The 25,418-nt window shown below is 58.5% G+C and carries 28 protein-coding genes; 15 read left to right on the forward strand and 13 right to left on the reverse strand.

Annotated elements, in window-relative coordinates:
• Positions 1–69: 69 nt before the first annotated feature.
• Positions 70–546, reverse strand: a complete 477-nt coding sequence (gene dps, locus R2A130_RS05435; protein ID WP_009463915.1) for a DNA starvation/stationary phase protection protein Dps — start codon at positions 544–546, stop codon at positions 70–72.
• Between the two features lie 116 nt (positions 547–662).
• Positions 663–1,886, reverse strand: a complete 1,224-nt coding sequence (locus R2A130_RS05440; RefSeq protein WP_040305111.1) for a DNA recombination protein RmuC — start codon at positions 1,884–1,886, stop codon at positions 663–665.
• Positions 1,887–1,989: 103 nt separating this feature from the next.
• Here R2A130_RS05440 and def point away from each other — a divergent pair, with 103 nt between their 5' ends.
• The 7 genes from def (at position 1,990) to R2A130_RS05475 (ending at position 8,207) form a co-directional block, all read left to right on the forward strand.
• Complete coding sequence (def, locus tag R2A130_RS05445) at positions 1,990–2,571, forward strand: peptide deformylase (RefSeq protein WP_009463917.1); 582 nt, start codon at positions 1,990–1,992, stop codon at positions 2,569–2,571.
• A 119-nt stretch (positions 2,572–2,690) separates the two neighbouring features.
• Positions 2,691–3,629 carry a methionyl-tRNA formyltransferase gene (fmt, locus tag R2A130_RS05450; protein ID WP_009463919.1) on the forward strand — a complete coding sequence of 313 codons (939 nt, stop codon included), beginning with the start codon at positions 2,691–2,693 and terminating at the stop codon, positions 3,627–3,629.
• A 2-nt stretch (positions 3,630–3,631) separates the two neighbouring features.
• Positions 3,632–4,387, forward strand: coding sequence for a tRNA pseudouridine(38-40) synthase TruA (gene truA, locus R2A130_RS05455; RefSeq protein WP_009463920.1), 756 nt, complete (start codon positions 3,632–3,634; stop codon positions 4,385–4,387).
• 182 nt (positions 4,388–4,569) lie between these two features.
• Positions 4,570–5,817: a phosphopentomutase gene (locus tag R2A130_RS05460; protein ID WP_040305159.1), complete on the forward strand. Its 1,248-nt coding sequence runs from the start codon at positions 4,570–4,572 to the stop codon at positions 5,815–5,817.
• Complete coding sequence (locus tag R2A130_RS05465) at positions 5,814–6,788, forward strand: adenosine deaminase (protein WP_009463922.1); 975 nt, start codon at positions 5,814–5,816, stop codon at positions 6,786–6,788. The genes R2A130_RS05460 and R2A130_RS05465 overlap by 4 nt, the downstream gene beginning before the upstream one ends.
• A 37-nt stretch (positions 6,789–6,825) precedes the next feature.
• On the forward strand, positions 6,826–7,458 hold the full coding sequence (upp, locus tag R2A130_RS05470) for a uracil phosphoribosyltransferase (protein ID WP_009463923.1): 633 nt from the start codon (positions 6,826–6,828) through the stop codon (positions 7,456–7,458).
• On the forward strand, positions 7,455–8,207 hold the full coding sequence (locus R2A130_RS05475) for an SDR family NAD(P)-dependent oxidoreductase (RefSeq protein ID WP_009463924.1): 753 nt from the start codon (positions 7,455–7,457) through the stop codon (positions 8,205–8,207). The genes upp and R2A130_RS05475 overlap by 4 nt, the downstream gene beginning before the upstream one ends.
• A gap of 101 nt (positions 8,208–8,308) precedes the next feature.
• Here the strand turns inward: R2A130_RS05475 and fabI are convergent, their stop codons facing one another.
• The 3 genes from fabI to fabA form a co-directional block, all read right to left on the reverse strand.
• Complete coding sequence (gene fabI, locus R2A130_RS05480; RefSeq protein ID WP_009463925.1) at positions 8,309–9,136, reverse strand: enoyl-ACP reductase FabI; 828 nt, start codon at positions 9,134–9,136, stop codon at positions 8,309–8,311.
• A 39-nt stretch (positions 9,137–9,175) separates the two neighbouring features.
• On the reverse strand, positions 9,176–10,393 hold the full coding sequence (gene fabB, locus R2A130_RS05485) for a beta-ketoacyl-ACP synthase I (protein ID WP_009463926.1): 1,218 nt from the start codon (positions 10,391–10,393) through the stop codon (positions 9,176–9,178).
• A gap of 76 nt (positions 10,394–10,469) precedes the next feature.
• Positions 10,470–10,979: a 3-hydroxyacyl-[acyl-carrier-protein] dehydratase FabA gene (gene fabA, locus R2A130_RS05490; RefSeq protein WP_009463927.1), complete on the reverse strand. Its 510-nt coding sequence runs from the start codon at positions 10,977–10,979 to the stop codon at positions 10,470–10,472.
• Between the two features lie 191 nt (positions 10,980–11,170).
• Here fabA and irrA point away from each other — a divergent pair, with 191 nt between their 5' ends.
• Entirely contained in the window at positions 11,171–11,611 is a 441-nt protein-coding gene (gene irrA / locus R2A130_RS05495; RefSeq protein ID WP_009463928.1) for an iron response transcriptional regulator IrrA, read from the forward strand.
• 6 nt (positions 11,612–11,617) lie between these two features.
• Here the strand turns inward: irrA and R2A130_RS05500 are convergent, their stop codons facing one another.
• Positions 11,618–12,190, reverse strand: coding sequence for an SH3 domain-containing protein (locus R2A130_RS05500; RefSeq protein ID WP_009463929.1), 573 nt, complete (start codon positions 12,188–12,190; stop codon positions 11,618–11,620).
• A gap of 364 nt (positions 12,191–12,554) precedes the next feature.
• Between R2A130_RS05500 and R2A130_RS05505 the strand changes: the two genes are divergently transcribed.
• The 4 genes from R2A130_RS05505 (at position 12,555) to R2A130_RS17460 (ending at position 17,378) form a co-directional block, all read left to right on the forward strand.
• On the forward strand, positions 12,555–13,553 hold the full coding sequence (locus R2A130_RS05505; RefSeq protein ID WP_009463930.1) for a D-glycerate dehydrogenase: 999 nt from the start codon (positions 12,555–12,557) through the stop codon (positions 13,551–13,553).
• A gap of 4 nt (positions 13,554–13,557) precedes the next feature.
• Positions 13,558–14,322, forward strand: coding sequence for a class I SAM-dependent methyltransferase (locus R2A130_RS05510; protein ID WP_009463931.1), 765 nt, complete (start codon positions 13,558–13,560; stop codon positions 14,320–14,322).
• Positions 14,323–14,452: 130 nt separating this feature from the next.
• Positions 14,453–15,382, forward strand: a complete 930-nt coding sequence (locus tag R2A130_RS05515; RefSeq protein WP_009463932.1) for a sulfurtransferase — start codon at positions 14,453–14,455, stop codon at positions 15,380–15,382.
• Positions 15,383–15,674: 292 nt separating this feature from the next.
• Positions 15,675–17,378 (forward strand): OmpA family protein, encoded by a 1,704-nt coding sequence (locus R2A130_RS17460; protein ID WP_009463933.1) that lies wholly within the window; start codon positions 15,675–15,677, stop codon positions 17,376–17,378.
• A 74-nt stretch (positions 17,379–17,452) separates the two neighbouring features.
• Here the strand turns inward: R2A130_RS17460 and R2A130_RS05530 are convergent, their stop codons facing one another.
• The 4 genes from R2A130_RS05530 to R2A130_RS05545 are packed head-to-tail and all read right to left on the reverse strand — an operon-like array spanning position 17,453 to position 20,970.
• Entirely contained in the window at positions 17,453–18,439 is a 987-nt protein-coding gene (locus tag R2A130_RS05530; RefSeq protein ID WP_009463934.1) for an MDR family oxidoreductase, read from the reverse strand.
• A gap of 19 nt (positions 18,440–18,458) precedes the next feature.
• Entirely contained in the window at positions 18,459–18,938 is a 480-nt protein-coding gene (gene lspA, locus R2A130_RS05535; protein WP_009463935.1) for a signal peptidase II, read from the reverse strand.
• Positions 18,935–19,792 (reverse strand): RNA methyltransferase, encoded by an 858-nt coding sequence (locus R2A130_RS05540; protein ID WP_009463936.1) that lies wholly within the window; start codon positions 19,790–19,792, stop codon positions 18,935–18,937. Before R2A130_RS05540 ends, lspA begins: the two co-directional genes overlap by 4 nt.
• Entirely contained in the window at positions 19,789–20,970 is a 1,182-nt protein-coding gene (locus tag R2A130_RS05545; protein ID WP_009463937.1) for a class I SAM-dependent methyltransferase, read from the reverse strand. Before R2A130_RS05545 ends, R2A130_RS05540 begins: the two co-directional genes overlap by 4 nt.
• A gap of 42 nt (positions 20,971–21,012) precedes the next feature.
• Here R2A130_RS05545 and R2A130_RS05550 point away from each other — a divergent pair, with 42 nt between their 5' ends.
• Positions 21,013–21,501, forward strand: coding sequence for a carbon monoxide dehydrogenase subunit G (locus R2A130_RS05550; protein ID WP_009463938.1), 489 nt, complete (start codon positions 21,013–21,015; stop codon positions 21,499–21,501).
• A gap of 137 nt (positions 21,502–21,638) precedes the next feature.
• Here the strand turns inward: R2A130_RS05550 and R2A130_RS05555 are convergent, their stop codons facing one another.
• From R2A130_RS05555 to sppA, 3 genes are all read right to left on the reverse strand, one after another.
• Positions 21,639–22,013 carry a lipopolysaccharide assembly protein LapA domain-containing protein gene (locus tag R2A130_RS05555; RefSeq protein WP_009463939.1) on the reverse strand — a complete coding sequence of 125 codons (375 nt, stop codon included), beginning with the start codon at positions 22,011–22,013 and terminating at the stop codon, positions 21,639–21,641.
• Positions 22,014–22,170: 157 nt separating this feature from the next.
• The gene (ihfB, locus tag R2A130_RS05560; protein ID WP_256364871.1) at positions 22,171–22,470 is read right to left on the reverse strand and encodes an integration host factor subunit beta; all 300 of its coding nucleotides are present in this window, start codon (positions 22,468–22,470) and stop codon (positions 22,171–22,173) included.
• Positions 22,471–22,538: 68 nt separating this feature from the next.
• The gene (gene sppA / locus R2A130_RS05565; protein WP_009463942.1) at positions 22,539–23,510 is read right to left on the reverse strand and encodes a signal peptide peptidase SppA; all 972 of its coding nucleotides are present in this window, start codon (positions 23,508–23,510) and stop codon (positions 22,539–22,541) included.
• On the opposite strand from sppA, the gene mnmD reads away from it, so the two are divergent.
• Entirely contained in the window at positions 23,509–24,324 is an 816-nt protein-coding gene (gene mnmD / locus R2A130_RS05570; RefSeq protein WP_247869251.1) for a tRNA (5-methylaminomethyl-2-thiouridine)(34)-methyltransferase MnmD, read from the forward strand. The two genes, sppA and mnmD, sit on opposite strands and share 2 nt — an antisense overlap.
• Positions 24,321–25,418 carry an FAD-binding oxidoreductase gene (locus R2A130_RS05575; protein ID WP_009463944.1) on the forward strand — a complete coding sequence of 366 codons (1,098 nt, stop codon included), beginning with the start codon at positions 24,321–24,323 and terminating at the stop codon, positions 25,416–25,418. Before mnmD ends, R2A130_RS05575 begins: the two co-directional genes overlap by 4 nt.

Genomic DNA, 25,418 nt, shown 5'->3' on the forward strand with positions numbered 1-25,418 from the left:
ACGCAGCGCAGCGGCAAAGCCGCGACAGCGTGAGTGCAAACAGATCGGCGTTGCAAGCCAAAGGCTTGCCTACGCCGTGTGCGCGCCGATGAACCATGCGCCTTTGTCGATGCCGCGGGAAACCTCGGTGAAGAGGTCTGCTGTGTCTTCGTCGCCTGCTTCGCCGGCTTCTGCCATGCGCGCGCGGATGTGTTTGCCGATTTCCATGTAGCGCTCTTTGAGAGCGTCGACGTGCTCGTCCCATTTCTGGATATCGAGCGGGTAGGCTTCCATGGACGAGTTCTCCACCACCTTCTGCGATGTACCGTGGGCAGTACCGCCCAGAATGACGAGGCGTTCGGCGATGGTGTCGACGAAGTCTTGAATTTTGGCAGCTTCATCATCGAGCAATTTGTGCACGCCGATGAAGGCCGCGCCCTTCAGGTTCCAATGCGCCTGTTTGATGGCGAGGAACAGGTCGGTGGTGTCGGCCAGACTTTTCTGCAGCAGGTCGATGCAAGTTTCGCGGGCGTTGTCTTCTAGGCCTCTTACAAATGCTTCGGGCATAAAAATTCCTTTCTCTTACAAATTACCGCCAGAGCAATTCACCGGCGGTCTTCGAGAGGAGAAATGAATGAGCTGGCCTGCCGTTCCAAACACGAGGCAAAAGAATCAGCCTGCGACTAGGCGTCGCCACCTTCGATGGCGCGGAGGAAAGGCTTTCCAGCCTCGCCCTTTTCATCTGCTTGGACCTGTTGCGCGCCGAACTCTAGACTCTCTATACGCGCGCCATGACGCGTGAGTTTGCCCGTTGAGGTGATGATCTGGTCGATATCCTTACCGGCCTGATCGTGATGAGATTTCAGCTTGCCGATACGGTCGTCCAACCGACCAAGATCGCCCATGAATTTCGCAACTTCAGCCTGAATGAGATGGGCTTGCTCACGCATGCGCGCATCTTTCAGCACCGATTGAATGACCTGAACGGACAGCAGCAGCAGCGACGGCGACACAATCACCACCCGATGCTTGTGGGCCGATTGGACGACGTTTTCAAAATTCTCATGAATTTCGGCAAAGATCGATTCCGACGGAACGAAGAGAAAAGCCGTGTCCTGCGTTTCGCCCGGAATAAGGTACTTCTCCGCAATCGCTTTGATGTGCACGTCCATGTCGCGGGTGAATTGCCGACCGGCTGTCACCTTGTCGCCCGGCTCTTCCAACTCGCGCATGCGGTTCCACGCTTCCAGCGGGAACTTCGCATCCACCACCAAAGCCGCCTGCCCGTTGGGCATGTGGATGGTGCAGTCCGGTCGCTTTCCGTTGGACAATGTCGTTTGGAAATCGAAGGTGCCCATGGGCAAACCGTCGCGAACGATGACCTCCATACGGCTTTGGCCGAATGCACCGCGCGTTTGCTTGTCGGACAGTATGGCCTGCAGCCCCACCACATCTTTCGCCAGCGTCTGAATGTTCGATTGCGCGGTGTCGATAACCGCCAGCCGCTCGGCAAGTTTGCCGAGGCTTTCCTGCGTGGTCTTGGTCGTATCGGTGAGGGATTGCGCAACACGGCCCGTGACGTTCGCCAAGCGTTCGTCCAATTGTCGCGCGAACGCTGATTGCTGTTCGGTTACGTTGGATTGCAGCGCCGCCAGATGGCCGGATAACTCGCTCTGCGTCTTCAACAATTCCGTCATGCGCGTTTCCGCTTCTCGAGCGCGGCCCTCTGCCATTTGCAGGCTCATCGCTTCGTTGCCAGCGCGAGCACGGTTGGAGCGCCAAAGCGAAAACAGCAGCAGCACGACGATCAACGCCAGCAACGCACCAGCAAACGCCAGTGCCATGCCGCGGGTGACCAGCGTGTCGCCGACGCGCAGCAGTTCCATTTCGAGGCCGAGACTTTCCATTTCCCGACCGTATGTGATTCGCCGTGTAGAATGAAACGCGAACATTTGCGTTCCCTGCGACCGCCGTCTTGACCACTCCCCGTGCCGCGATTACCTCACCGGCATGGCTCTTCTTCCTATCGTTCATCTACCCGATCCAATTCTGCGCGTCCGCTCTCAAGAGGTGGAACGGGTGGACGATGAGTTGCGTAAATTTCTCGATGACATGGCCGACACAATGTATGACGCGCCGGGCATCGGCCTTGCTGCCGTTCAGGTGGGCGAACCGCGCCGCATCTTCGTTGTCGACTGTTCCGAACGCGCAGAGGCGGAAGAAGAAGCGGAAGATGACGCACCTATTCGCGCTGAAGCTGTGGAAGAAAAACGCGACCCGATTTTCCTCATCAATCCGAAAATCGTCACCTTCAGCGACGAACCAAGCATGTACGAAGAGGGTTGCTTGTCGATACCGGATTATTACGCCGAGGTGGAACGTCCAGCGACCTGCCGCATCGAATTTCTCGACCGCGACGGCAAAGAGCAAAGCCTCGAAGCCGACGGCCTGCTGTCCACCTGCATTCAGCACGAAATGGACCACCTCGATGGTACGCTGTTCATCGACCACATCTCCAAGTTGAAGAAGAATATGGTCATCAAGAAATTCACCAAAATCGCCAAGCAGAACGGCACACGGTTTATCGGTTAGATGGCGCTATTGCTTAAAATTACGAAGTCGGGACGTGCGGCTGGCGGAGCGAAAAGCGACCGGCAATCGCTTGCCGCGCCCACGCAGCGCAGCCCGCAGGGCGACAGCGTGAGTGCACAATGAGAATCATCTTTATGGGCACGCCGGAATTTTCTGTTCCTACCCTTCAAGCGTTGCATGATGCGGGCCACCAGATCGTTGCCTGCTACAGCCAACCGCCAAAACCGGCGGGGCGACGTGGGCGCGAGTTGACGAAGCAGCCTGTGCATCTCGCGGCTGAGGCTTTGGGCATTCCGGTTCACACGCCGGTCAGCCTCAAGGGTGAAGACGAACAGACAATCTTTGCCGCGCACAATGCCGATGTGGCGGTTGTGGTTGCTTACGGTTTGCTGCTGCCTAAGCCCGTTCTCGACGCGCCGAAACACGGTTGCCTGAATGGGCACGGGTCGTTGCTACCGCGCTGGCGAGGCGCGGCCCCAATACAACGCGCTATCATGGCTGGCGATGCTGAAAGCGGTATTCAGGTCATGGCGATGGAAGAAGGGTTGGACACCGGCCCCGTTGCCGCCACTGCCCGCGTTCCCATAGGTCCGCGCACCACGGTAGGCGATTTGCACGATGCGCTGTCGCAGGAATGTGCGTCGCTCATGGTTCAAGCGCTGGCCGATCTCAAAACAGGAACGCTGACCTTCACGCCGCAGCTGGAAGACGGGGTGATCTACGCCAAGAAGATCGACAAGGCGGAAGCGCGGATCGATTGGACGAAGAACGGTGCTGAAGTAGCGCAACACATCAACGGACTGTCCCCTTTCCCGGGCGCTTGGTTCGAGATCGAGCAAGGTGGAAAACCAATGCGTGTGAAGGCGCTACTTGCCGTCGAGACTTCCGGCTCAGGTCAAACGGGCGAAGTGCTGAACAATGATAGCGATTTCATTATTTCATGCGGAGGTTCCACAGCCGTCCAGATCGAACGGGTGCAAAAGGCTGGTGGCAAGCCGGTGAACGCCGATGAATTTTTACGCGGTGTCGATCTGCCCATCGGCACCACTCTCACGTAATTATGGGCCGCTACCGTTTCATCATCGAATATGACGGCAAACCCTATGCAGGCTGGCAGCGACAGCCGGACCAACCGTCGGTACAGGGTGCCATCGAAGCCGCGTTGGGCCGGTTGGGCGAACCCGACCCCATCGTCCAAGGCGCTGGTCGCACAGATGCAGGCGTTCACGCCCTGGCGCAGGTGGCCCATAGCGACCTCACCCGCCCGTGGACCGGCTTTCGCTTGGCAGAAGCGTTGAACGCGCATCTGCGGAAGGCTGGCGACCCCGTGGCAATCATCGATTGCGAACCGTGCGATGATGAATTTCACGCCCGCTTTTCCGCCACCCAACGCGCTTATCTTTACCGCATCATCGACCACCGCGCCCCATTGGCCGTCGACGCGGGCCGCGCGTGGAACGTGAAAACGCCGCTTGATGTGGACGCCATGAACAAGGCCGCCGCGCGACTGGTGGGCGAGCACGATTTCACGACGTTCCGCTCGACGGAATGTCAGGCAAGATCGCCCGTGAAAACGCTCGGCACATTGGTTGCGACACGAGTACAGCGGCATGGAAGAAGTGAGGTGGAAATCACCACCACCGCCCGTTCTTATCTGCACAATCAGGTGCGCTCCCTCGCAGGCTGCTTGCGACTGGTCGGTTGCGGGAAATGGTCGCCGGATGATGCGGCTGCGTCACTGGCCGCGATGGATCGAACTGCCTGCGCACCCGTTGCTCCTGCACACGGATTGTACCTTACGTCAGTGACCTATTGAGCGCAGTTTCGTGGTGCGCCACACTGGTTTCTTGCGCTCACGCTGTCGGCCTTGCGGCCTTCACTACGCGGGTGCGGCGCTTTACTGTTCGCCGCTCCGCTTACCGGTGCACCGGGCAGGCTTGCCCGCCTCGCAAACCAAGCAGAATACTTGGCTTGCTCTTCGATGGATTGGAACTGCCCATGCCCCGCGCCTTTATTTTCGTTCTTGATTCCGTCGGCACCGGCCACGCACCGGACGCTGCACAATATGGCGCAAACCAAGGGACGGACGCGGGCTCCAATACGTTGGGTCATATCGCAGAAGCCTGCGCGGCAGGAAATGCGGATGGTGACGCGCTGCGATCCGGACCGTTGAAATTGCCCAATCTGGTAAAGCTCGGCTTGGGTCGCGCAGCGGCGCTTGCCGGTGGTGACGTGCCGCCCGGCCTCGAACTAGACGGCGATACTGATGGCGCTTATGCGTCGATGATCGAAACGTCCAACGGCAAAGACACACCGTCCGGCCATTGGGAAATCACCGGCGTTCCTGTGAATTTCGGTTGGCATTTCTTTCCCGACACGCAACCGACTTTTCCCGCAGATTTTACCAGCGCCATTATCCGCGAAGGCGATATTCCCGGCGTTCTCGCCAACCGTCATGCATCCGGTACGCAGGTGATCGAAGAGTTCGGCCATGAACACATCATGACCGGAATGCCGATCATCTACACCTCCACCGACAGCGTCATTCAGATCGCGGCGCATGAGGAGTTCTTCGGTCTCGACCGGCTTTACGCGCTGTGCGCCACGGTGAGGAAGTTGGTCGATCCGCTCAATGTCGGTCGCGTGATCGCGCGGCCATTCGTGGGCAAGACGGCGGACACATTCGAGCGCACCGGCAACCGTCGCGACTATTCCGTGCCGCCGCCCGCCTCCACTTTGTTGGACATCGCGCAAGACGATGAGCGAGCAGTTTTTGCAGTTGGTAAAATCGCCGATATTTTCGCCCATCGCGGCGTGACCGATATTCGCAAAGCCAGCGGCAATGACGCGATGATGGACGCCACCTTGCAAGCCATGGACGATGCAGCAGACGGCGATCTCGTATTCACCAATTTTGTCGATTTCGACACGGAATACGGCCATCGCCGCGACGTGGCAGGCTATGCGAAATGTCTAGAGGACTTCGACAAGCGGGTGCCGGAATTGCTGGCGAAAGTGCGCGATGGTGACCTGATGGTCTTCACCGCCGACCACGGCAACGACCCCACATGGGCAGGCACGGACCACACCCGCGAACAGGTGTTCGCGCTGCTGACCGGCCCGCAAATCCCCATCGGTTCCTGCGGCACGCGAGATACTTTTGCTGATATCGGCGCAACGGTTGCCGCCCATCTGGATTTGCCTTGGTCTGCAGCTGGCACCGACATGCTGGCTGATGCAAAGTGAATTTGCCACTGGTCGAAATCCACTGCCACATAGAGGGTGCAGCACCTCCGGAACTGGTGGAACGTCTCGCTGCAAAATATGGCGCCGATCTCGATGGCACAATCGAGAATGGCCGATACGTCTGGTCCGATTTTACCGAATTCTTGTCCTGCTACGACCGCGCGTCCAGCGTGTTTCGCAGCGGCGATGACTATCGGGAACTGACCCTGACTTACTTCCGCGATCTCGCAGCGCAGGGCGCGATCTATGGTGAGGTTTTCGCTTCTCCAGACCACGCAGCGGCTATGGGCATCAGCTATGGCGATCTGGTGGACGGCATCGCTGCTGGCATGGATGACGCCAAGACGGAGAGCGGAATCGAAGGGCGCATATTGATGACATGCGTGCGCCATCTGGGACCGAAGGCCGCCGTTGCTGTCGCGCAGATCGTGGCGGACAATCCGCATCCAATGGTCACAGGCTTCGGTATGGGCGGAGACGAGCGAGCGTTCACCGCAGCTGATTTCGCACCAGCCTTCACGATTGCCCGCGACGCTGGATTAGGGCTGACGTCCCACGCTGGAGAGTTCGGCGGCCCGCAAAGCGTGATAGACACGCTGGACCATCTCCACGTCACCCGCATCGGCCATGGCGTGCGGTCCATCGAGGACCCAGTGCTGGTGGAGCGATTAGCGCGGGACGGCATCGTGCTGGAAGTCTGCCCGCGCTCGAATATGGAGTTGGACGTTTATGATGAACCATCCGACCACCCACTCGCCGCGTTGAAAGCGGCGGGCGTGAAGGTGACGTTGAATTCCGACGACCCACCTTTTTTCCACACGTCGCTGGCCGAAGATTACGCCTTCGCCCGTGAGCATTCCGGTTTCAGCGAAACGGACCTGTTGGCTTGCAGCCGCACGGCCATCGAAGCGGCCTTCGTTGATGAGGATACACGCGCGAAACTGTTGAAGCGGTGCACGCCTTCCGCCTAGTGTCATCGCAAGACAAATCTGCAAGGCCGCTTTGAAAATGCACGAGAACCTTACCGTCGTCGACCACCCGCTGGTGCAGCACAAGTTGACGCTGATGCGCGACAAGAAAACGTCCACCGCCAGTTTCCGCCGCCTGCTGCGCGAAATCTCGCTGCTGCTTTGCTACGAAGTCACGCGTGGGTTAGAACTGGAAGACGTGACCATCGAAACGCCGATGCAGAAAATGCAGGCACCCAAACTGAAGGGCAAGAAGCTTTGTTTCGCCTCCATCCTGCGCGCCGGTAATGGCTTGCTGGAAGGCATGTTAGACCTCGTTCCTTCCGCCCGCGTGGCTCATGTGGGGCTGTACCGCGACCATGATACGCTTGAGGCGGTGGAGTATTATTACAAAGCTCCCGGCGGGCTGGGGAACCGTGTCGTCATCGCCGTGGACCCCATGTTGGCCACGGCAAATTCCGCATCGCTCGCCATCGACAAGTTGAAGCGCAGCGGCGCGACCGACATTCGTTTTCTGTGCCTGTTGGCTGCGCCCGAAGGCGTGAAAGCACTGACCGAAGCGCATCCTGATGTTCCCATCATCACCGCTGCGCTGGACGAAAAACTGAATGAAAAAGGCTACATCATCCCCGGTCTAGGCGATGCGGGTGACCGCATGTACGGCACCAAATGAACATCGCGAGTTATCCCAGCCTCAAAGACCGCACCGTCGTCGTCTCCGGCGGCGGGTCCGGTATCGGCGAACAAATCGTGCGCCGCTTTGCAGAGCAGGGCAGCCGCGTGGGCTTCCTCGATATTGCAAAAGACGCTTCCGAAGCACTGGTTTCAGAACTCGGCGACAATGTCATGTTCCAGCAATGCGATGTGACTGACATTGACGCGCTGCGTGCGTCACTGGCGAATATTGCTGACGCCTTCGGCCCCGTGACCGTGCTGGTGAACAACGCTGCCCATGACGAACGCCACAAGCTGGAAGACGTGACACCGGAATATTGGGATGGCCGTATCGCGGTGAATTTGAAACACCAGTTCTTCGCCGCCCAAGCTGTCGCTCAGGGCATGAAGGAAGCGGGCCACGGTTCCATCATCAATATGGGGTCGACATCATGGATGGTCGGGCAAGGCGGGATGGCGGCCTATACGGCATCGAAGTCTGCCGTACTTGGGTTAACGCGCTCCTTGGCGCGCGATCTCGGCCCCTACAACATCCGCGCCAATTCCATCGCACCGGGCTGGATCATGACCGAGCGTCAGGAATCACTTTGGCTCACCGAAGAGGGCGAGAAGGAATTGATGGAGCGCCAGTGCCTGAAACGGAAACTGGTGCCGGATGATATCGCGCGTCCCGTGTTGTTCTTCGCGTCGGATGAATCCGGTGCGTGTACGAACCAGAGCTATGTCGTGGATGGTGGCTGGACTTGATTCGGGTTCACGCAGATCGGCTTTGCCGATCACTCCACCGGGGCGACGCATAAGCGCCGGTCGCTCTTCGCTCCGGTTGGGAGCATAGAGTGAAAAGCGAACTACTCTTCTTCGCGCCGATCCAATGCTTTCAACTCTTCCAGACGCGGCATCGACATCGTCGAATAGCCCGAGTCCACGAAGTGGATTTCGCCGGTCGTGCCTGAACCCAAGTCGGACAACAGGTAGAGCGATGCGCCGCCAATTTCTTCCAGCGTGACGGTTCTACGCAAAGGCGCGTTGCGGGACTGGTAGTTGTACATCTGGCGGGCATCGGCCACGCCGGCACCGGCCAGTGTACGGACAGGACCAGCAGAGATGGCGTTCACGCGGATGCCTTGCGGACCGTAGTCGGTTGCAAGGTAACGCACGGAGGCTTCCAGTGCTGCCTTGGCGACGCCCATGACATTGTAGTTCGGCATCACGCGGGTTGCGCCGCCATAGGTGAGGGTCAGCATCGAGCCGCCCTCGTTCATCAGCGCTGCAGCGCGCTTGGCGGTCTCGGTGAAGGAGAAGCAGGAGATGACCATGGTGCGCGAAAAATTCTCGCGGCTGGTGTCTGCGTACAGCCCCTTCAATTCGTTCTTGTCGGAAAAGCCGATGGCGTGAACGAAGAAGTCGATGCCGCCCCATTTTTCCTTCAATTCGGCAAAGACAGCATCAACAGAATCAAGATCTTCCACATCGCAATCGAGCAGGATGTCGGAACCGAGGTCGGCAGCTAACGGTGCCACGCGTTTGCCAAAAGCTGGACCCTGATGGGTAAAGGCGAGTTCTGCGCCATGGGCATGCAGCATTTTTGCGATGCCGTAAGCGATGGAATTTTTGTTCGCCACGCCCATGATGAGGCCGCGCTTACCGGCCATGATGTTGGATTGCAGTTCGGCCATAAAAGCGGCCTTTCTAAAAATACAGATACAGAACGGCGCTTACGCGTAGCGTGAAAAAGTGAGCGAGGCGTTGGTGCCGCCGAAGCCGAAGGAGTTGGACAGCACGGTGTTCAATTCCACATTATCCTCACGCTCGGTGACGATGGGCATGTCGGCAAAGTCCGGGTCGATCTCGTTGATATGGGCGGACTTCAAGATGAAACCGTTCTGCATCATCAGCAGCGAGTAGATCGCCTCCTGCACACCGGTCGCGCCCAGCGAATGCCCGGTGAGCGATTTGGTGGCGGAGATTTTCGGGCAGTTGTCCGCGCCGTAGATTTCGCGCAAAGCGGCGATTTCCTTAGCATCGCCAACACCGGTAGAGGTGGCGTGTGGGTTGATGTAGTCGATCTTGCCCACACCTTCGGTCGCCATCTTGATGCAGCGCACCGCGCCTTCGCCTGATGGTGCGACCATATCGTAGCCGTCCGACGTTGCGCCGTAGCCGACGATTTCGCCATAGATTTTCGCACCGCGTGCCTTGGCGTGCTCCAGCTCTTCGAGCACCAGAACGCCGGCACCACCGGCGATGACGAAACCATCGCGGTTCTTGTCGAATGCGCGGGAAGCGACGGACGGGTTATCGTTGTAGCCGGAGGACATTGCGCCCATGGCGTCGAAAAGGTTCGACATGGTCCAGTCGAGGTCTTCCGAACCACCGGCGAAAACCACGTCCTGCTTGCCCACCTGAATGGTTTCATAGGCGTTGCCGATGCAGTGGTTCGACGTCGCGCAGGCGGATGAGATAGAGTAGTTCACGCCCTTGATTTCAAATTGCGTGGCCAGGACGGCGGACGCCGTGGAGGACATCGCTTTTGGCACAGCCGTCGGGCCGATGCGCTTGGGTGAACCGGAATCGACAGTTTTGGCAGCGGCTTCCACAATCGTTTTCGTCGAAGGCCCGCCAGAGCCCATGATGATACCGGTGCGCGGGTTCACCACTTCGTTTTGCTCAAGACCTGAATCCTGAATGGCCTGCTGCATGGCGATGTAATTCCACGCCGTGCCTTGGCTCATGAAGCGCACGGTGCGGCGGTCCAGAACCTCGAACGGGTCGAGATCGGGACGACCGGAAACCTGGCTTCTAAAATTGTGTTCGGCAAAACTCTCTTCCGTACGGATGCCAGATTTGGCCTCGCGCAGTGAGGCCAAAACCTCATTGGAATTGTTGCCGATGGAGGAGACGATCCCCATCCCGGTGACGACCACTCTTTTCATGAGCCTGTCTTTCCTTCGGTTCTTTCGACCCCGCAGGTGGGGGCGCGATTATATGGGTGCAAGTCTTGGTATAAGATCAGCTGTCTTTGAAGAGTGCGACTTTCAAATCTTTGGCAGTGAACACAACCTCGCCGTCAGCCTTCACCAGACCATCGGCGATGCCGAGAACAAGACGACCACGGCGGACGTTGCGGAAATCGATTTCGTACTCGACCAATTTTGTCTCCGGTGTGATCTGGCCGGTGAATTTCACTTCGCCGGTAGAGATGGCGCGGCCTTTGCCGGGCTCGCCCAGCCAACCGAGATAAAAGCCGGTGAGCTGCCACAGTGCGTCGAGGCCGAGGCAACCGGGCATGACCGGATCGCCTTCGAAATGACACGGGAAGAACCAGCGGTCCGGCGTGATGTCGTATTCAGCGCGGATGTGACCTTTGTCATGCTCGCCGCCGGATTCTGAAATCATGCGAATACGGTCGATCATCAACATCGGCGGCAGCGGCAATTGCGCGTTGCCGGGGCCGAACATGTCGCCGTGGCTGCAGGTGAGGATTTCCTCGTAGGTGTAGCTGGATTTCTGTTCCGCCATGGGGTTCGGCCTTGTTCGCTGTGGTCAGTGTCGCGTGGCTGTCACGCTTATAGCGCACGCAGATAAGGGTCAAATGGTCCAACTTGTAAGGACGACCTCAAAACTCTAGTCTAGTTCATTACAGGAATATTATCGCAGCAGATGGTCGGCAAAATGGCCAAACCTTCGTTGTCGTGAGCAAGAGTATTTTTATGGATTCGACCATCGGTCACATTCACGCTGAAACCGGTTCTACCGATCTGACGCAGCGGCTGCGGGATGCAGGTTTGCGCCCGACACGCCAGCGCATGTCGCTTGGTGGATTACTGTTTTCAAAGGGCAACCGCCACGTTTCTGCAGAAGCGCTGCATGAAGAAGCCGTGCTGGCCGATGTGCCTGTTTCTCTGGCCACCGTTTACAACACGCTGCACCAGTTTACCGAAGCCGGTTTGCTGCGCGCTGTGGCTGTGGAATCATCGAAAACCTATTTCGATACCAACACGTCGGACCATCATCATTTCTATATCGAAGATGAAAACCGCGTCGTGGATGTTCCCGCATCGCACATCAGCGTGACCGATCTACCGGAACCGCCTGAAGGCATGGAAATTGCCCGCGTGGATGTTATCGTGCGGTTGCGCTCGAAAGACTAAGTTTCCTTAGTCCTCGATAACTTCGTCTTTGTAAGTGCCCCAGAGCATTTCGCGACGCACCCACATGGAAACTGTGCGCGCCTTAACGCGGCACCAACTTTCCTCACATTCACGCACTGTTACCTGTAGGCCCGGCTGCAAACGCGCCACAGTGCTTGAGTTGCTAGATGCTTCTCGCTTGGCGTCGAAGAATGCAGCTTTCACGACCGGAGCTTTTGCAAGATCAGCGATTGAACGGCGACGTTCCCAAGGGGCAACCACAGCAGTACGGCGAGACGACAGCAGCGAATGCAGCACCCAGCCGGTGGTGCCATCAGCATCGCGCACACGCCGCCAGCGGTCGAATTCCTGAATGATTTCCAGCGGCACGCCAGAGCGCTGAAAGCGCCATGAGATTGAGTATTTACGCCCCGGGCCCACCCGCAGGTTTGCCGAACGTGCTTTCAGGCTAACGAAACGTGGCAGCGGCAGGCCAGTCTCACGGCCGGTTTTTGTAGACACTTCACGATCGACAGGCGATGCGGCATTGGCAGGATCACTTGCATGACCCAATGCGAGGCCAAGGATGATCGCGACCATGAAAAGTCCATAGCGGGCGAGACGGACAAAAGGATTTGAACGATGGGAATGGGTAAAACTTGGCATGGAGCGCGGACTGGCCTCGATGGGGCAGTGCAGGGTAAAACGCCAAAGACGCCATTGCCTTGCACCACTGATTTGCAGGAACAGGCCGACTTGTCGGTGGCCTTACCACTTGGTTACTCTACCCTCGATAATTCGAGTTAATTTGTGCTTGAAAGGCATGGTAAACAAAGTGTTTCACGGTACAATTTTCAGCACTGTATTTTCACACCTACCCATTGCCATGCGGGCTTGTGGACATGGTTGTCATGCGTCCACAACGGCTTGACCGAAGCTTGAAATTCAGGCGACAAGGGCACCTATGAGCACAACAAAACCCCGCGTTATCGTAACTCGCAAACTGCCAGACGCGGTGGAAACGCGGATGCGTGAACTGTTCGATACACAGTTGAACATCGACGACACGCCAATGACGCGCGACCAACTCGCGGCCGCCATGGCAGATTGCGATGTTCTGGTGCCGACCGTTTCCGACGACATTGACGCCGATCTCATTGCAGGATCCGGCGATCGACTTCGCATGATCGCGAATTTTGGCAACGGCGTGGACAATATCGATGTGTCCGCAGCAGCAACCAAAAGCATAACTGTCACCAATACGCCCCGCGTGCTGACAGACGATACCGCCGATATGATTATGGCCATGATGCTGGCCGTACCCCGCCGCCTTGTTGAAGGCGCGCAGGTTATGGCGCGCGATGAGGCTTGGCCCGGCTGGTCCCCCACATGGATGTTGGGCCGACGCGTTACCGGTAAGCGATTGGGCATTGTCGGCATGGGACGCATCGGTGCAGCTGTCGCCCGCCGCGCCAAGGCTTTCGGTCTGTCGATCCATTACCACAACCGCGAACGTGCTTTCACGCAGTTGGAAGACGAGCTGGAGGCCACCCATTGGGAAAGCCTCGACCAGATGTTGGCGCGGATGGATTTCATCTCCATCAACTGCCCGTCGACGCCTGCGACCTACCATCTGCTGTCAGAACGACGCCTCAAGCTGATGCCGCAAGACGCTATCATCGTAAACGCTGCGCGTGGTGATATTATCGACGAAGAAGCGTTGGTTACAGCGCTAGAAGAAGACCGCCTTGGCGGTGCGGCGCTGGACGTGTTCGAAAACGAACCTTCCGTTTCTACCCGTATGCAAAAGCTCGCCCAAAGCGGGAAACTGGTGATGTTGCCCCACATGGGCTCCGCCACCGTGGAAGGCCGCAACGAAATGGGCGACAAGGTGCTGGTGAACATCCGCACCTTCTTCGACGGCCACCGCCCGCCGGACCGCGTTTTACCGCCGCGCGGCTGACAACTTGTCCAAGGCTGCCGAAAACCGCCATTTCGAAGCCGGTGGCGATAATTATGCCAAGCACCGACCGACCTACCCAATTGCAATAGCCCAGGCACTGGCCGCACTATGCGCGCGGACGGACAATGCTCTGGATGTAGGCTGTGGTACCGGCCAGCTTTCAGTTCTCCTCGCTTCGCAATTCACGCAGGTAACGGCGACCGATCCGAGCGAAGCGCAGATCGCCAATGCAACAGCGCATCCTAACGTCACCTACAGAACAGAACCCGCCGAGCAGATGCGGTCGGCAGATGGTTCGGTCGATCTAGTCGTCGCCGCGCAAGCTGCCCATTGGTTCGATATCGACCGCTTCTACAAAGAAGCGCGCCGCGTTGCCCGGCCGGGCGGTGTCCTGGTGCTAGTCTCTTACGGTGTGCCGCAGCTCGACAACATCAATGATACGTTGTGCAACCGGTTCAAGCGCTTCTACTGGCAGGACGTCCATCACCATTGGCCACCGGGCCGCGAGCATGTGGAACAAGGTTATCGTAGCCTGCCCTTTCCCTTCGACGAACAAGCGCTTCCACCGCTGACCATTGAACGGCAGTGGTCATTTGCCGAGCTAGAGGGCTACATCCGCACATGGTCCGCCAGCAAACGTGCGATAGCTGCCGGTGAAACAGCGGTTTTGGAAGTCGGTCTGACGCATCTGAAATCACTGTGGGGCGACCCTGCAACGCAGCAGAACATCTCTTGGCCTATCGTCGGGCGAGTTGCCATTTTGGGGTGATTTGCCCACCAGCGGCGATTTTAGCGAAAAACGTTCCAATAGAAACGGTAAGGCTGGATTCCTGCGCCTCATCTCGGCGGCGGCTGATCGGCTATGATGCAAGTAATATAACGCAAATTTGGGACCGATCATGTTCAACAAGACATTCGCAGCTCTCCTCGTCGCTTCGGCGATCACCCTTCCCTCGCAGGCCTTTGCAGCCAGTCAGCCTCTCGTCGATGTCGATTGGCTGAGCGCCAACAAGGACAATGTCGACATCATCGACGTGCGCTCCAAAATCGGCCTTCAGGATGGTCAGGGTTACGCTATTGGTCACATCCCCGGTGCCGTTCAGGCAGACTACCTGAAAGCCGGATGGCGCACTTCGCGCGACGGTATTGTCGGCTTGCTACCGGAAACCGCAGCTCTGGAAACGCTGCTCAGCGGGTTGGGTGTGAAAAATTCCGACCACGTTGTGCTGGTTTCCGCCGGTAACAACGCGACCGATTTTGGCTCCGCAGCTCGCGTTTACTGGACACTGAAACAGCTCGGCCACGAGAAAGTATCGATTCTGGAAGGCGGGCAGAAGGCGTGGGAAGCGGCTGGCAAGCCACTGTCGACTGAAGCACCAACGCCGGAAGATGCTACCTACACAGCAAGTGCCGACGCTAAACTTGTCGTGTCGCTGGAAGAGGTGAAAGCGGCCTACACATCTGACAAGTTTCAGGTCGTTGACGGACGCCCTCTGCCGCAGTTCGAGGGTGATGCCAAACACCCTAAAGCTGCCCGCGCAGGCCGCATTCCGCAGTCGACTAACCTCGACAACCACACATTCTTCAAGGACGGTTCGGCTTCGTTGCTCGACAAGGCGCAGCTAACAAAAATCGCGGGCAATGTGTCCGATGACAAGCCCGTCATCTCCTACTGCAACACCGGCCACTGGGCTTCGACGAACTGGTTCGTGCTGACCCAGGTTCTTGGCAAGAAGAACGTGCGCGTCTATGACGGGTCCATGGTGGAATGGAGCGCACGTCCAGAACTGCCAGTAGCGCTTGGTGTCTCCAAAACCGCAACGCAGTAGTCGCGCAACATCCGAATAACGCAACTCGCCTTAAACTGCGGGTTGAGCGACAAAGCGCTGGTAACAGCAATATCTTTTTCAACGGCCACCAGCCGTAATGCTGCGTGTTACCGCGCGTAAATTTGAGGGCGGAACTCAATCTTCCGCCTTGAAAACACCTTAAATCGAACGACTTGCGACCATGTTCCAACGGAACAAGGAGCGCTCGCACACGTTGATGCGAGCCGGTGGGTGATGACATCGGGTTTTTGACCGACATATGTCGGCTCATACCAACCGAAGGTATTTTGCTATGAAGACCAAGGGTCTCCTCCTCGCCACATCCCTCATTTTAGCCGGTGGCACAGTGCTGCCTGCTCATGCCAACGAGCCACTGCTGCTCGCGCAGGCCACGACGGAACAAGCCGTAGATTGCGCAGCAGAACCCACGGCAGAAGGTTGCGCAGCAGCCGAACCCGAAGCTGCACCAGCGCCCGAACCAGCTCCTGCCCCGGAACCCGCACCTGAAACTGCGCCCGAGCCTGCTCCTGAAGCTCAACCGGAAGTGGAAGCAGCACCAGAGCCTGCACCAGCTCCTGCCGCAGAAGAAGCTCCGGCACCAGCTCCTGAGGCCGCGCCGGTAGAAGAGCCAAAAGCAGAAGCCGAACCGGCACCAGCGCCAACGGAACAGCCTGCGGCTGAAACTGACGCTGAACCGAAGGCAGAAGAGGCCGCACCAGCTGCTGAAACAGCTGCAGAACCAAAAGCCGAAGAAGCTGCCCCCGCCGCAGAAGCTGCACCGGAACCGAAGGCGGAAGAAGCTGCACCTGCTGCTGAAACAGCAGCAGAACCGGAAGCCAAGCCGGAGGCTGAAACCACCGAAGCACCCGCCGCATCAACGGAAACCGAAGCACCGGCTGCAACAACTGAAGCGCCCGCAGCACCGGCGACACAGGACAATGCGGCCACCGCAGAACCTGCCGCCCCTGCCGTTGATCCTGAATCACCAACGGCTGCGGCTCCCATTGTGGAATCTGCTGAACAAACCGAAGCGCAACGCGCGGTTGCCGCCGAAGCCGAACGTCAGCGCCGCAAGGCGAAAAAGAAAAACCGTCGTGAACTCATCGGTGTCGGCGCTGCCGGTCTTGCCGTGGGCGCCATCATCGGTGGCGCGCTGGGCGGCAAGGTGATCGAAGATGAAGGCGACCGTTTTGTTGTGGAACGTGACGGCCAGCTTTTCGTCCGCAAGGATGAAAACGCTCTGCTGCGCCGCGATGGCACGGAGATCATTTCCGAGGAACTCGCTCAAGGTCGCCAACGCACTACGGCGATCAAACCCAACGGCGTCGAAGTCGTCACCCTGCGTGATAGCGATGGCTACATCCTGAAACGCACCCGCCGCTTTCCCAATGGCGACGAGGTCGTGCTGATCGACAATCAAGACATCGAAGCCGCACCCCAGCGCCGCGTCATCGTGCTCGACCCGTTCACGCCGCAGATTTCCGATGATCTATATGTGGTGGAACAGGACCGCGCAGATAGCGATGCCTACCGCACCGCCATCGAAGCGGAGCCGGTGGAAGAGGCGGAACGCGCCTATTCCTTGCGCGAAGTGCGCGACAACCAGCGCCTACGCGCAAAGGTGCGTCGCATCGACCTGAACGCCATCAACTTCAACACCGGTTCGGCGTCGGTAACACCATCGCAGGTGGACAAGCTGGAAGAGCTGGGCATCGCGCTTGAGCGTCACATTAAGGCCAATCCACGTGCCGTCTTCCTTATGGAAGGCCACACCGATGCGGTGGGTTCGGACGTGTCCAATCTTACGCTCTCAGACCGTCGTGCAGAAACTGTTGCTCGCATTCTCATCGAGAACTTTGCGGTGCCAGCTGAGAACATCGTCACGCAAGGCTATGGCGAAAGCGATCTTAAGGTTCGCACAGAAGCGGCAAACGCCGACAACCGACGCGTCACAGTTCGCAACATCACCAGCCTGTTGCAAACCGCCTCCAACTAAACGGCGCTGAATACAAAAAAGGGGCGGTGGACCATCTGGTCCACCGCCCCTTTTTTTGTTAGATTTACCGACCGCTACATCATCGCGACGACGCGGCCACGGATCTTGCCTTCAACGATATCCGACGCTGCGCCGATGAGATCATCGAAGCCGATTTCTGTTGTCAGGCTTTCCAGCTTGCCCATGTCCAAATCGGTGGCCAGACGTGACCATGCCATTTCGCGAATGGCTTTCGGGGCCTGCACGGAATCAACGCCCAGCAGTGATACACCGCGCAGGATGAACGGCATCACGGTGGCGGGCAGATCGAAACCCTGCGCCAGGCCACAAGCGGCAATCGCGCCGCCATATTTCGTTTGACCCAAGACGTTGGCAAGCGTGTGCGACCCAACGGCATCGACGCCGCCGGCCCACCGTTCTTTACCCATGGGGCGACCCGGTTCGGAAAGCTCGTTGCGGTCGATGATTTCGGCTGCGCCCAACTCTTTCAGGAACGCTTCTTCATCGGTGCGGCCGGTGGAGGCGATGACGTGGTAGCCGAGTTTCGACAGGATAGAGATGGCCACGGAACCAACGCCGCCATTTGCACCGGTAACGATAACGGGACCACGATCCGGCGTGATCTGGTGGCTTTCCAGCGCCATGACGCAGAGCATCGCGGTGTAACCCGCCGTACCAATGGACATGGCCTGCTTAGCGGAAATGCCGTCGGGACGTTTGATGAGCCAGTCGCCATTCACGCGGGCACGTTCCGCATAAGCGCCCCAATGGGTTTCGCCGACGCCCCAGCCGTTGAGAATGACATCGTCACCTTCGGCAAAATTCGGGTTGCTGCTTTCCAGCACCTTGCCCGCAAAATCGATGCCCGGGACCATCGGCCAATGACGCACGACAGGGGACTTACCGGTGATCGCGAGACCGTCCTTATAGTTTACCGTGGTGGCTTCAACTGCGACGGTGACGTCACCTTCCATCATGTCGTCGGTAGAGATTTCTGTCATCTCAACGGACTGTTTTTTGTCCTCGTCGCGGGAGATCAGAACGGCTTTGAAGTTGGACATTTATGTCTCCCGAAAGGGGTTAAGATTTGGGTGCGGAAGCGCGGTTGCGCCGCCAGTTCAGGAATTCCTGCAGAATGATCGCAATCGCGCCGCAGGTGATATAGCTGTCCGCCACATTGAACACGGCGAAGGCCCAACTATCGGTGTGGACGAGGAAAAAATCCACCACGTAACCGAGGTTGGCACGGTCGATGAGGTTGCCGATGGCACCGGCCATTACAAGCGCAAAACCCAGATGGGCGAAGTAGTCCTGCTTGGCGGTTTGCCGCCACAGCCAGCCCATGAAAATGATGATGACGACGGATAGCAGCACCAGAAACATGGGGCCGAAACTGTCCAGCATTGAAAACGCTATACCAGTATTGTGGGTGCGGTAGAGCGAGAAGAACGGAAAAACTTCCACCACTTCCTGAAATGGCAGCGTGCGCTCCACCCAGGTTTTGGACAGCTGGTCGATCGCGGCAAGGATGGCGATAAAGATGAAATGGCGCGGCTTCATGCGGGTGCCTTTAGCGCATGGGAGCGGGCGGCAAAAGTGACGATGCCGGTTGCCACCGCAAGATTGAGCGAGTCCGCCGCCCCGCCCATCGCGATGAGCGCGAGGTGATCGCAGCTTGCTGCCATCTCATCATCCAATCCCTGCTGTTCGTTGCCCATGAGCAGGAGCAGTGGCTTGGCGGCGTAGTCGATTGTCCGGTGGTCCACCGCGCCTGCCAGATGGGTGCCGACGATGTGGCCGCCACCGGCTTTCCAGCTTTCTGCAAGCACCAGATAATCTGCGCGCGACAGGCGCACCAACGGCTTGGCGAAGAGCGACCCCATGGTGGCGCGCACCGCTTCCAGCCCGAACGGATCGGTGGTTTCGCCCACCAGCACGACGCCTGCGACGCCTAGCGCATCTGCGGTGCGGATGATGGTGCCGAGATTGCCGGGGTCTCGCACGCGGTCGAGCACCAGCCAGCAGGTGTCACCTTGCGGCGTGATTTTCGCAGCATCTGTCGTCTGCGATTTCAACACGGAGACCACGGCCTGCGAATTGTCACGTTTGGTGATGGCAGTGAGAACCTTGGCGTTGGTGAGCAACACATCACCACCACGCGCTCGCACTTTTACAGCCAGAGTTTCCAGCCCTTCGCGGCGTCGCTCATCGTCAGTTGCGGACTTTGCGTAGAGCAACGTGTCGATATGCCAGCCACCGTCCAGCGCATCTCGGGCGAGTTTTTCGCCTTCTGCAATGAACAAGCCCTCGCGATCACGGTTCTTTTTCATAGCAAGCGCGCGGATGGATTTTACGCGGGGGTTGGCGGTCGACGTGATCTCCTCGATGCGGCCCGGTTTGGTGGTTTCGCTCACAGGTTCACCCCATTCAGTTCGGAGCCGATGAAGCGGCAATACATGGATGTGGTCAGGTGGCGGGCGATCTCGTCCTCGCTTGTTTGTTCAGCGGAGGCATGGCGCAGCACGAGCTCACCGGATTCCAACCGACCGTCCATGCCCGCCATCACCTCCTGCATTATCTCGTGCATCGCCAGATGAGATGCGCGGATGGCATAGGCGGTGAGAATGGTGAGCAACGGGCGCTCACTTTGCAGGTCGCGCACGGCGTCCAGCATGTGGGGCAGATGATCGAACAACTGCCACACTTCGCCCTTGGGGCCGCGGCCATAAGCGGGTGGGTCGAGCAGAATGATGTCGTAGGTCTGCTCGCGGCGCACATCGCGCTGACAGAACTTCATGGCGTCGTCGCAAATCCAGCGGATCGGCGCGTCAGCCAAACCCGCGAGTTCCGCATTTTCGCGCGCCCAGCCGATGGCTTTCTTCGACGCGTCGACATGTGTGACATGGGCACCGGCGCGAGCGGCCATGAGCGAAGCTAGGCCGGTATAGCCGAACAGGTTCAGCACACTGACGGGGCGATCTTTCGGTGCTTGCTCAATGGCTTTCACCATTGAGCGCCAGTGTACGACCTGTTCAGGAAAAATACCGGTGTGGCGAAATGAGGTGAAGCGTCCCCAATACGGCAGACCGTCGACTTCCAGTGGAAAGCGTTCTTCGCGCGCAGGATCGGAGAATTTCCAACGGCCCGGGCCTTCTTCATCCGTATCGCCGGTGAATGTCGCATCTGCCCCATCCCATTCAGAAGCGGGGCGATGGGGCAACCACATGGCCTGCCCTTCCGGACGGCGAATGGTGGTGGTGCCGTAGCGCTCCAGTTTTTCGCCATTGCCGGTGTCGAGCAATGCGTAGTCGGGCGATGGCTCGCACAGCAAAAGTTGCGAGACGGTCTGCGGCAGGCGGTTGCCTGAGCGGCGTTCGCGCGGCAGCAAAGGTTCGGCTGCCTCAAATACGGCTTTCGGCTTTTCCACTTCCGCAACAGGTTTTCCACCACGCTGCGCCGCGCCACCATAGGGTCGGGAGGATTTGCGCTTGGCGCTGCGTTTGAAACCGGGTTTTGCCATGGGCGCGGTGTAGCGGTTGGGGAAGGTGTGGGAAAGCCTTGTTACAATGCCTTTTCCTTCGCGCCCATGCACGATAGCTTTCTTTTACGAGCCAGCGCCCGAAAGGCAGCCCCTATGGAAATGAACGCCAGCCAATTCATCCCCGCCCCCAAAGAAACAGTATGGGCAGGCCTGAACGATGCGGATGTTTTGCGCGCCTGCATTCCCGGCTGCAAAGAGCTGGAAATGAGCTCGCCGACAGACCTTTCCGCCACCGTGGTTGCAAAGGTCGGCCCGGTGAAGGCCACGTTCAAAGGCGAGGTGACGCTGGAAAATCTCGACCCGCCCAACAGCTACACCATCACCGGTGAAGGCAAGGGCGGCATCGCGGGCTTCGCCAAGGGTGGGGCAGACGTGCAATTGACAGAAGTCGAAGGCGGCACGCAGCTGGATTATCAGGTGAACGCGAAAGTCGGCGGCAAGATTGCGCAACTGGGTTCGCGGTTGATCGACGGCGCAGCCAAAAAACTGGCGGCGGAATTTTTCGATAATTTTTCAAAGCATGTCAGCGGCGAGATCAGCGACCCCGCAGCACTTGGCGGTGCTGATGGTGTCGGCATATAGTTCTCGAAGGAAATAAAATGGCAAATTCAGACAGCAACGAAAGCAATATCGTAACCGTAACAATTTGGAGCTTGGTGCTTTGCGCCGCGCTTTACGCGTTCGGCCACTTCGTCATTTCGTCTTAGTGCGAGTTTCGCTTAGCGGGCGGACGGCGCAGGCAAGCCCAGCGCCATAAGCGCGCGGGATTCATCGTCATTCGGCTTGGTAACTTCAGCCACTTTTTCCTTCTGACGTTCCACCTCGAAGCTGGCTTTCGTCGCTTCAACCTTATTGGTACGCGCAGCTTTGCGGTGGCGACCCTGCTGGAACCATGTAGCGATAGAGCCCAGAACCATACCGGCAAAAAGCGTCGCGAATATCAGGGCGTATAGCGGAACAGTGCCGGAAAGAAGCGGTCCGTCATCAAGCTGCGGTGGAACGGCCAGCGTAACAGGAGCGCGATTGGCGACGGCCAACGTAACGACGACGATGCCAACGGGAATGGCGACCAGCAGCAGTAGAAGTTTCTTCATTTAACCTGTTCCCAAAACCACAAACGACATTTTGCAGCAGAATCCAGCCATAATGGCGTGTTGTGGCCGATATGGCCATTGCAAGCCCAGCAATGCAAGCGGTGCACGCGCCTGTCGTCGCATATTTCGCCATACAAAAGCTGGCGCATGGATGAACTCAGTCGGCGTTCAGCCGGTCCCGCAGATCCTTGCCGGTCTTGAAGAACGGTACCCATTTTTCTTCGACCTCAACGCGCTCACCTGTGCGCGGGTTGCGACCAACGCGCGGGTTGCGGTTCTTTACAGAGAACGCGCCAAAGCCACGCAGCTCGACCCGGTCACCACGTGCGAGCGCCTCGGTGATTTCATCGAGGATCGCGTTGACGATATTCTCCACATCACGCTGGTACAGATGCGGATTGTTGTCGGAAATGGTCTGCACGAGGCTAGACTTGATCATGATGTTCTTTCTGCAGATGCGCTGAAATGAAGATTAAAATTGCGGGCAGGCCTGCCCGTCTTACGCCGTGATCGGCTCTGTCTTTCTCAACCCTGCCAAAGGGATAGCAGACCGTCAAGAAACAGTCGCTTCGGAATGATGCGATCCAATGCCTCATCCGGCAATGCAGCAGCAGGCAGCCCCAATTGCTGCGCGACCCAAGCACGGGCTTGGGAGCGAAAGAACAGCGAATCTTCTTTGCGCTTGGGGTTCCAGTCCACCAATTCCAAGTCATCAGCGATGCCGTCCTTGGCTGTAATCCACTTGCGAGCGGCCTCTTCATCGCCAATCGCGTCGATCAATTTGGTTTCCACACCACGGTCGCCCGACATGATGCGGCCATCAGCCAGCGCGAGCACTTCGGCCCGGTTGAGCGGACGGCGGTCGGTGACGAGATCGACGAACCATTGGTAGCTGTCATCGATCAGCTCTTCGATCACGGCAATCGCGCCGGGGGGCGGCACATGAAATGGTGATGGTTCGGCCTTCAGGGGCGCGGATTTCACCTCTTCCAGCGAGACGCCGATTTTGTCCAACAGCTTGTGGGCCTGCGGGTATTGGAAGATGACGCCGATGGAGCCGACGATGGACGAACGCCGTGCAACAATGTGGTCGGAACCGGTGGCGATCATATAGCCAGCGGACGCCGCCAACGTGCCAACGCTGGCTGCAACCGGTTTTTTCTCAGCAACTTTGCGAACGGCGTTGAAAATATCCTCGCCGCCAACGGTGGTTCCGCCGGGAGAGTTGATGGTCAGCACGACGCCTTTGACGCTGTCGTCCTTCTCGATCTTTTCCAGCATCTCGAGCAATGGCCGATCCTGTTGAATGACGCCGGAAATGGAAACGCGGGCGATGTGATCGCCGCTCGCGCCCTGCCCTGAGAACAAGCCACCGGCCCAAAGCGCGGCCACGAGAGCAGCAACCAGCGCGACGAAGGCTGCGATGCGCCAGAAGGTGACTTTGCGGCGCAGGTTTCGGCGGTCGAAAATCTGATCGACGGTTTCGGTCATGCTCATGGCTTTGTGCGAATCCGGAAGGTGCGAGAGTGCCTTCAATATAGCAGGCTACGCCCGCGATGCTATGCGACGGTTGGGTGAAGAATGGGGCGTTGATTTGGCGTCACTGTCGGTGCAACCAAACACCATGAACGATGCTTCTCCCGATCTGATCTGGCAGGACGATGCCACCGGCGGAAAATTGCCGGTGAGCCGACGCTTCGATGATCCGTATTTCTCCGCAACCGATGGGCGGGCGGAATGTGAGTTCGTGTTTCTGGCGGGCAATGGCCTGCCAGAACGCTGGGCGGATGCGGAGACATTCACCATAGGCGAGTTGGGTTTCGGCACGGGGCTGAACCTGCTGCAGACATGGCGATGGTGGCGCGACGTGCGGCAGCCGGGACAGCAGTTGGTGTTTCAGTCGGTCGAGGCTTTTCCTCTCGACGCTGCCGATGCCCTAACGGCATTGGCTCGCTGGCCGGATCTTACCAAAGACGCAGAGGCGCTTTGGGACGGAGGCTTCGACACGCCGAGGGCGCTTGACAACCAAACCACGTTGCACGTTCACCATGCGATGGCCGCAGATGCCGTACCGCAATTCGCTTCTTGTGACGCATGGTTTCTCGACGGTTTTTCACCCGCCAAGAACGAGGCCATGTGGTCACCTGAGCTGATGAAAAGCGTCTTCGAACGTACCGTGCAGGGCGGAACATTTGCCAGTTACACTGCTGCGGGCTGGGTGCGGCGCAATCTGGAAAACGCCGGGTTCAGCGTCGAACGCTGCCCCGGTTTTGGGCGCAAGCGCCATATGATCGTGGGATCAAAACCATGATCGTCGTGGTGGGTGGCGGCATTGCAGGTCTATCGGTCGCGGCAGCGTTGGCAGATGCAGGGGCCGATGTGACCGTGCTGGAAGCAGGCCGCATCGCAGGTGGCGCAAGCGGCGTAGCAACATCCTATCTCGAACCACGGCTTGGCCAAACCCATATGCGGCGGTTGGAATGGGAAGCGCTTTCGCGGTGGGAAAATTACGCTGGAGCGTTGGAAGAGCGCACGGGGCTGACTGTCGGCTTCCGCAAAGAAGGCGAATTGAAAGTCACCACAGCTGCAAACTATGCCGCCTTTGAAAAAGACATGGAGAAACGCGCCGCGCAGGACTGGCCGCTGGAGCGGCTCAACGTGGCGCAAGCGCTCGCGATGGAACCTGCGCTGGCCGCCGACATCGTGGATGCGGCCTTCCTGCCGCAAGTGCGGTGGGTGACGGGCGTTGACGTGTGCCGCGCGCTGGCCGTGCAGCTTCGCGATGGCGGGCATGAGGTGCGCGAAAATTGTGCGGTCAAAGCGCTGTCGGAGGATGGTGACGGCATTATCATCACCACGACATCAGGACAGGCAATCTCTGCCGAGCGGGTGATCCTCGCCAACGGCATGGGCACCGCTTCGATCACCGGCCTGCCCGATGATATTCCTGAAAGTCGGCCTGTGCGCGGGGTCAATCTCATCCTCGGAATGGACGGGCTGGCGCAGCCGATACAGCATTTGGTGAAACACCATCGCGGCAACATTTGCCCGCGCACCGATGCGGACGGACGATCTCACCTCATCGTCGGCACCACCTATGAGCCGGGGGAAGCGTCGCTGGAGCCCGATGATGATGTCATCGAGAGGCTCTACGCAAATGCCGAACCGATCCTCCCGCAAGTGCGAAAGTTACCGCGCATCGCCGTGCGCGCTGGTCTTCGCACGAAGGTCGGCGATGGCAATTTGAATCTGGGGCGGTCGCAGCAAATGCGCGGGCTGTTCTGGAGCCTCAGCCATGCGGGTGCGGGTTATTTGCGCGCGCCGGTCGTCGCATCGGAACTGGCGCAATTCGTGTTGACCGGCGAGCCGGGCGAATGGACGGGCATCTGCACGCGGGGAGCATGA

Origin of the sequence: Ahrensia sp. R2A130, assembly GCF_000179775.1 — a bacterium.
In the GTDB taxonomy this organism is placed as follows: Bacteria; Pseudomonadota; Alphaproteobacteria; order Rhizobiales; family Rhizobiaceae; genus Pseudahrensia.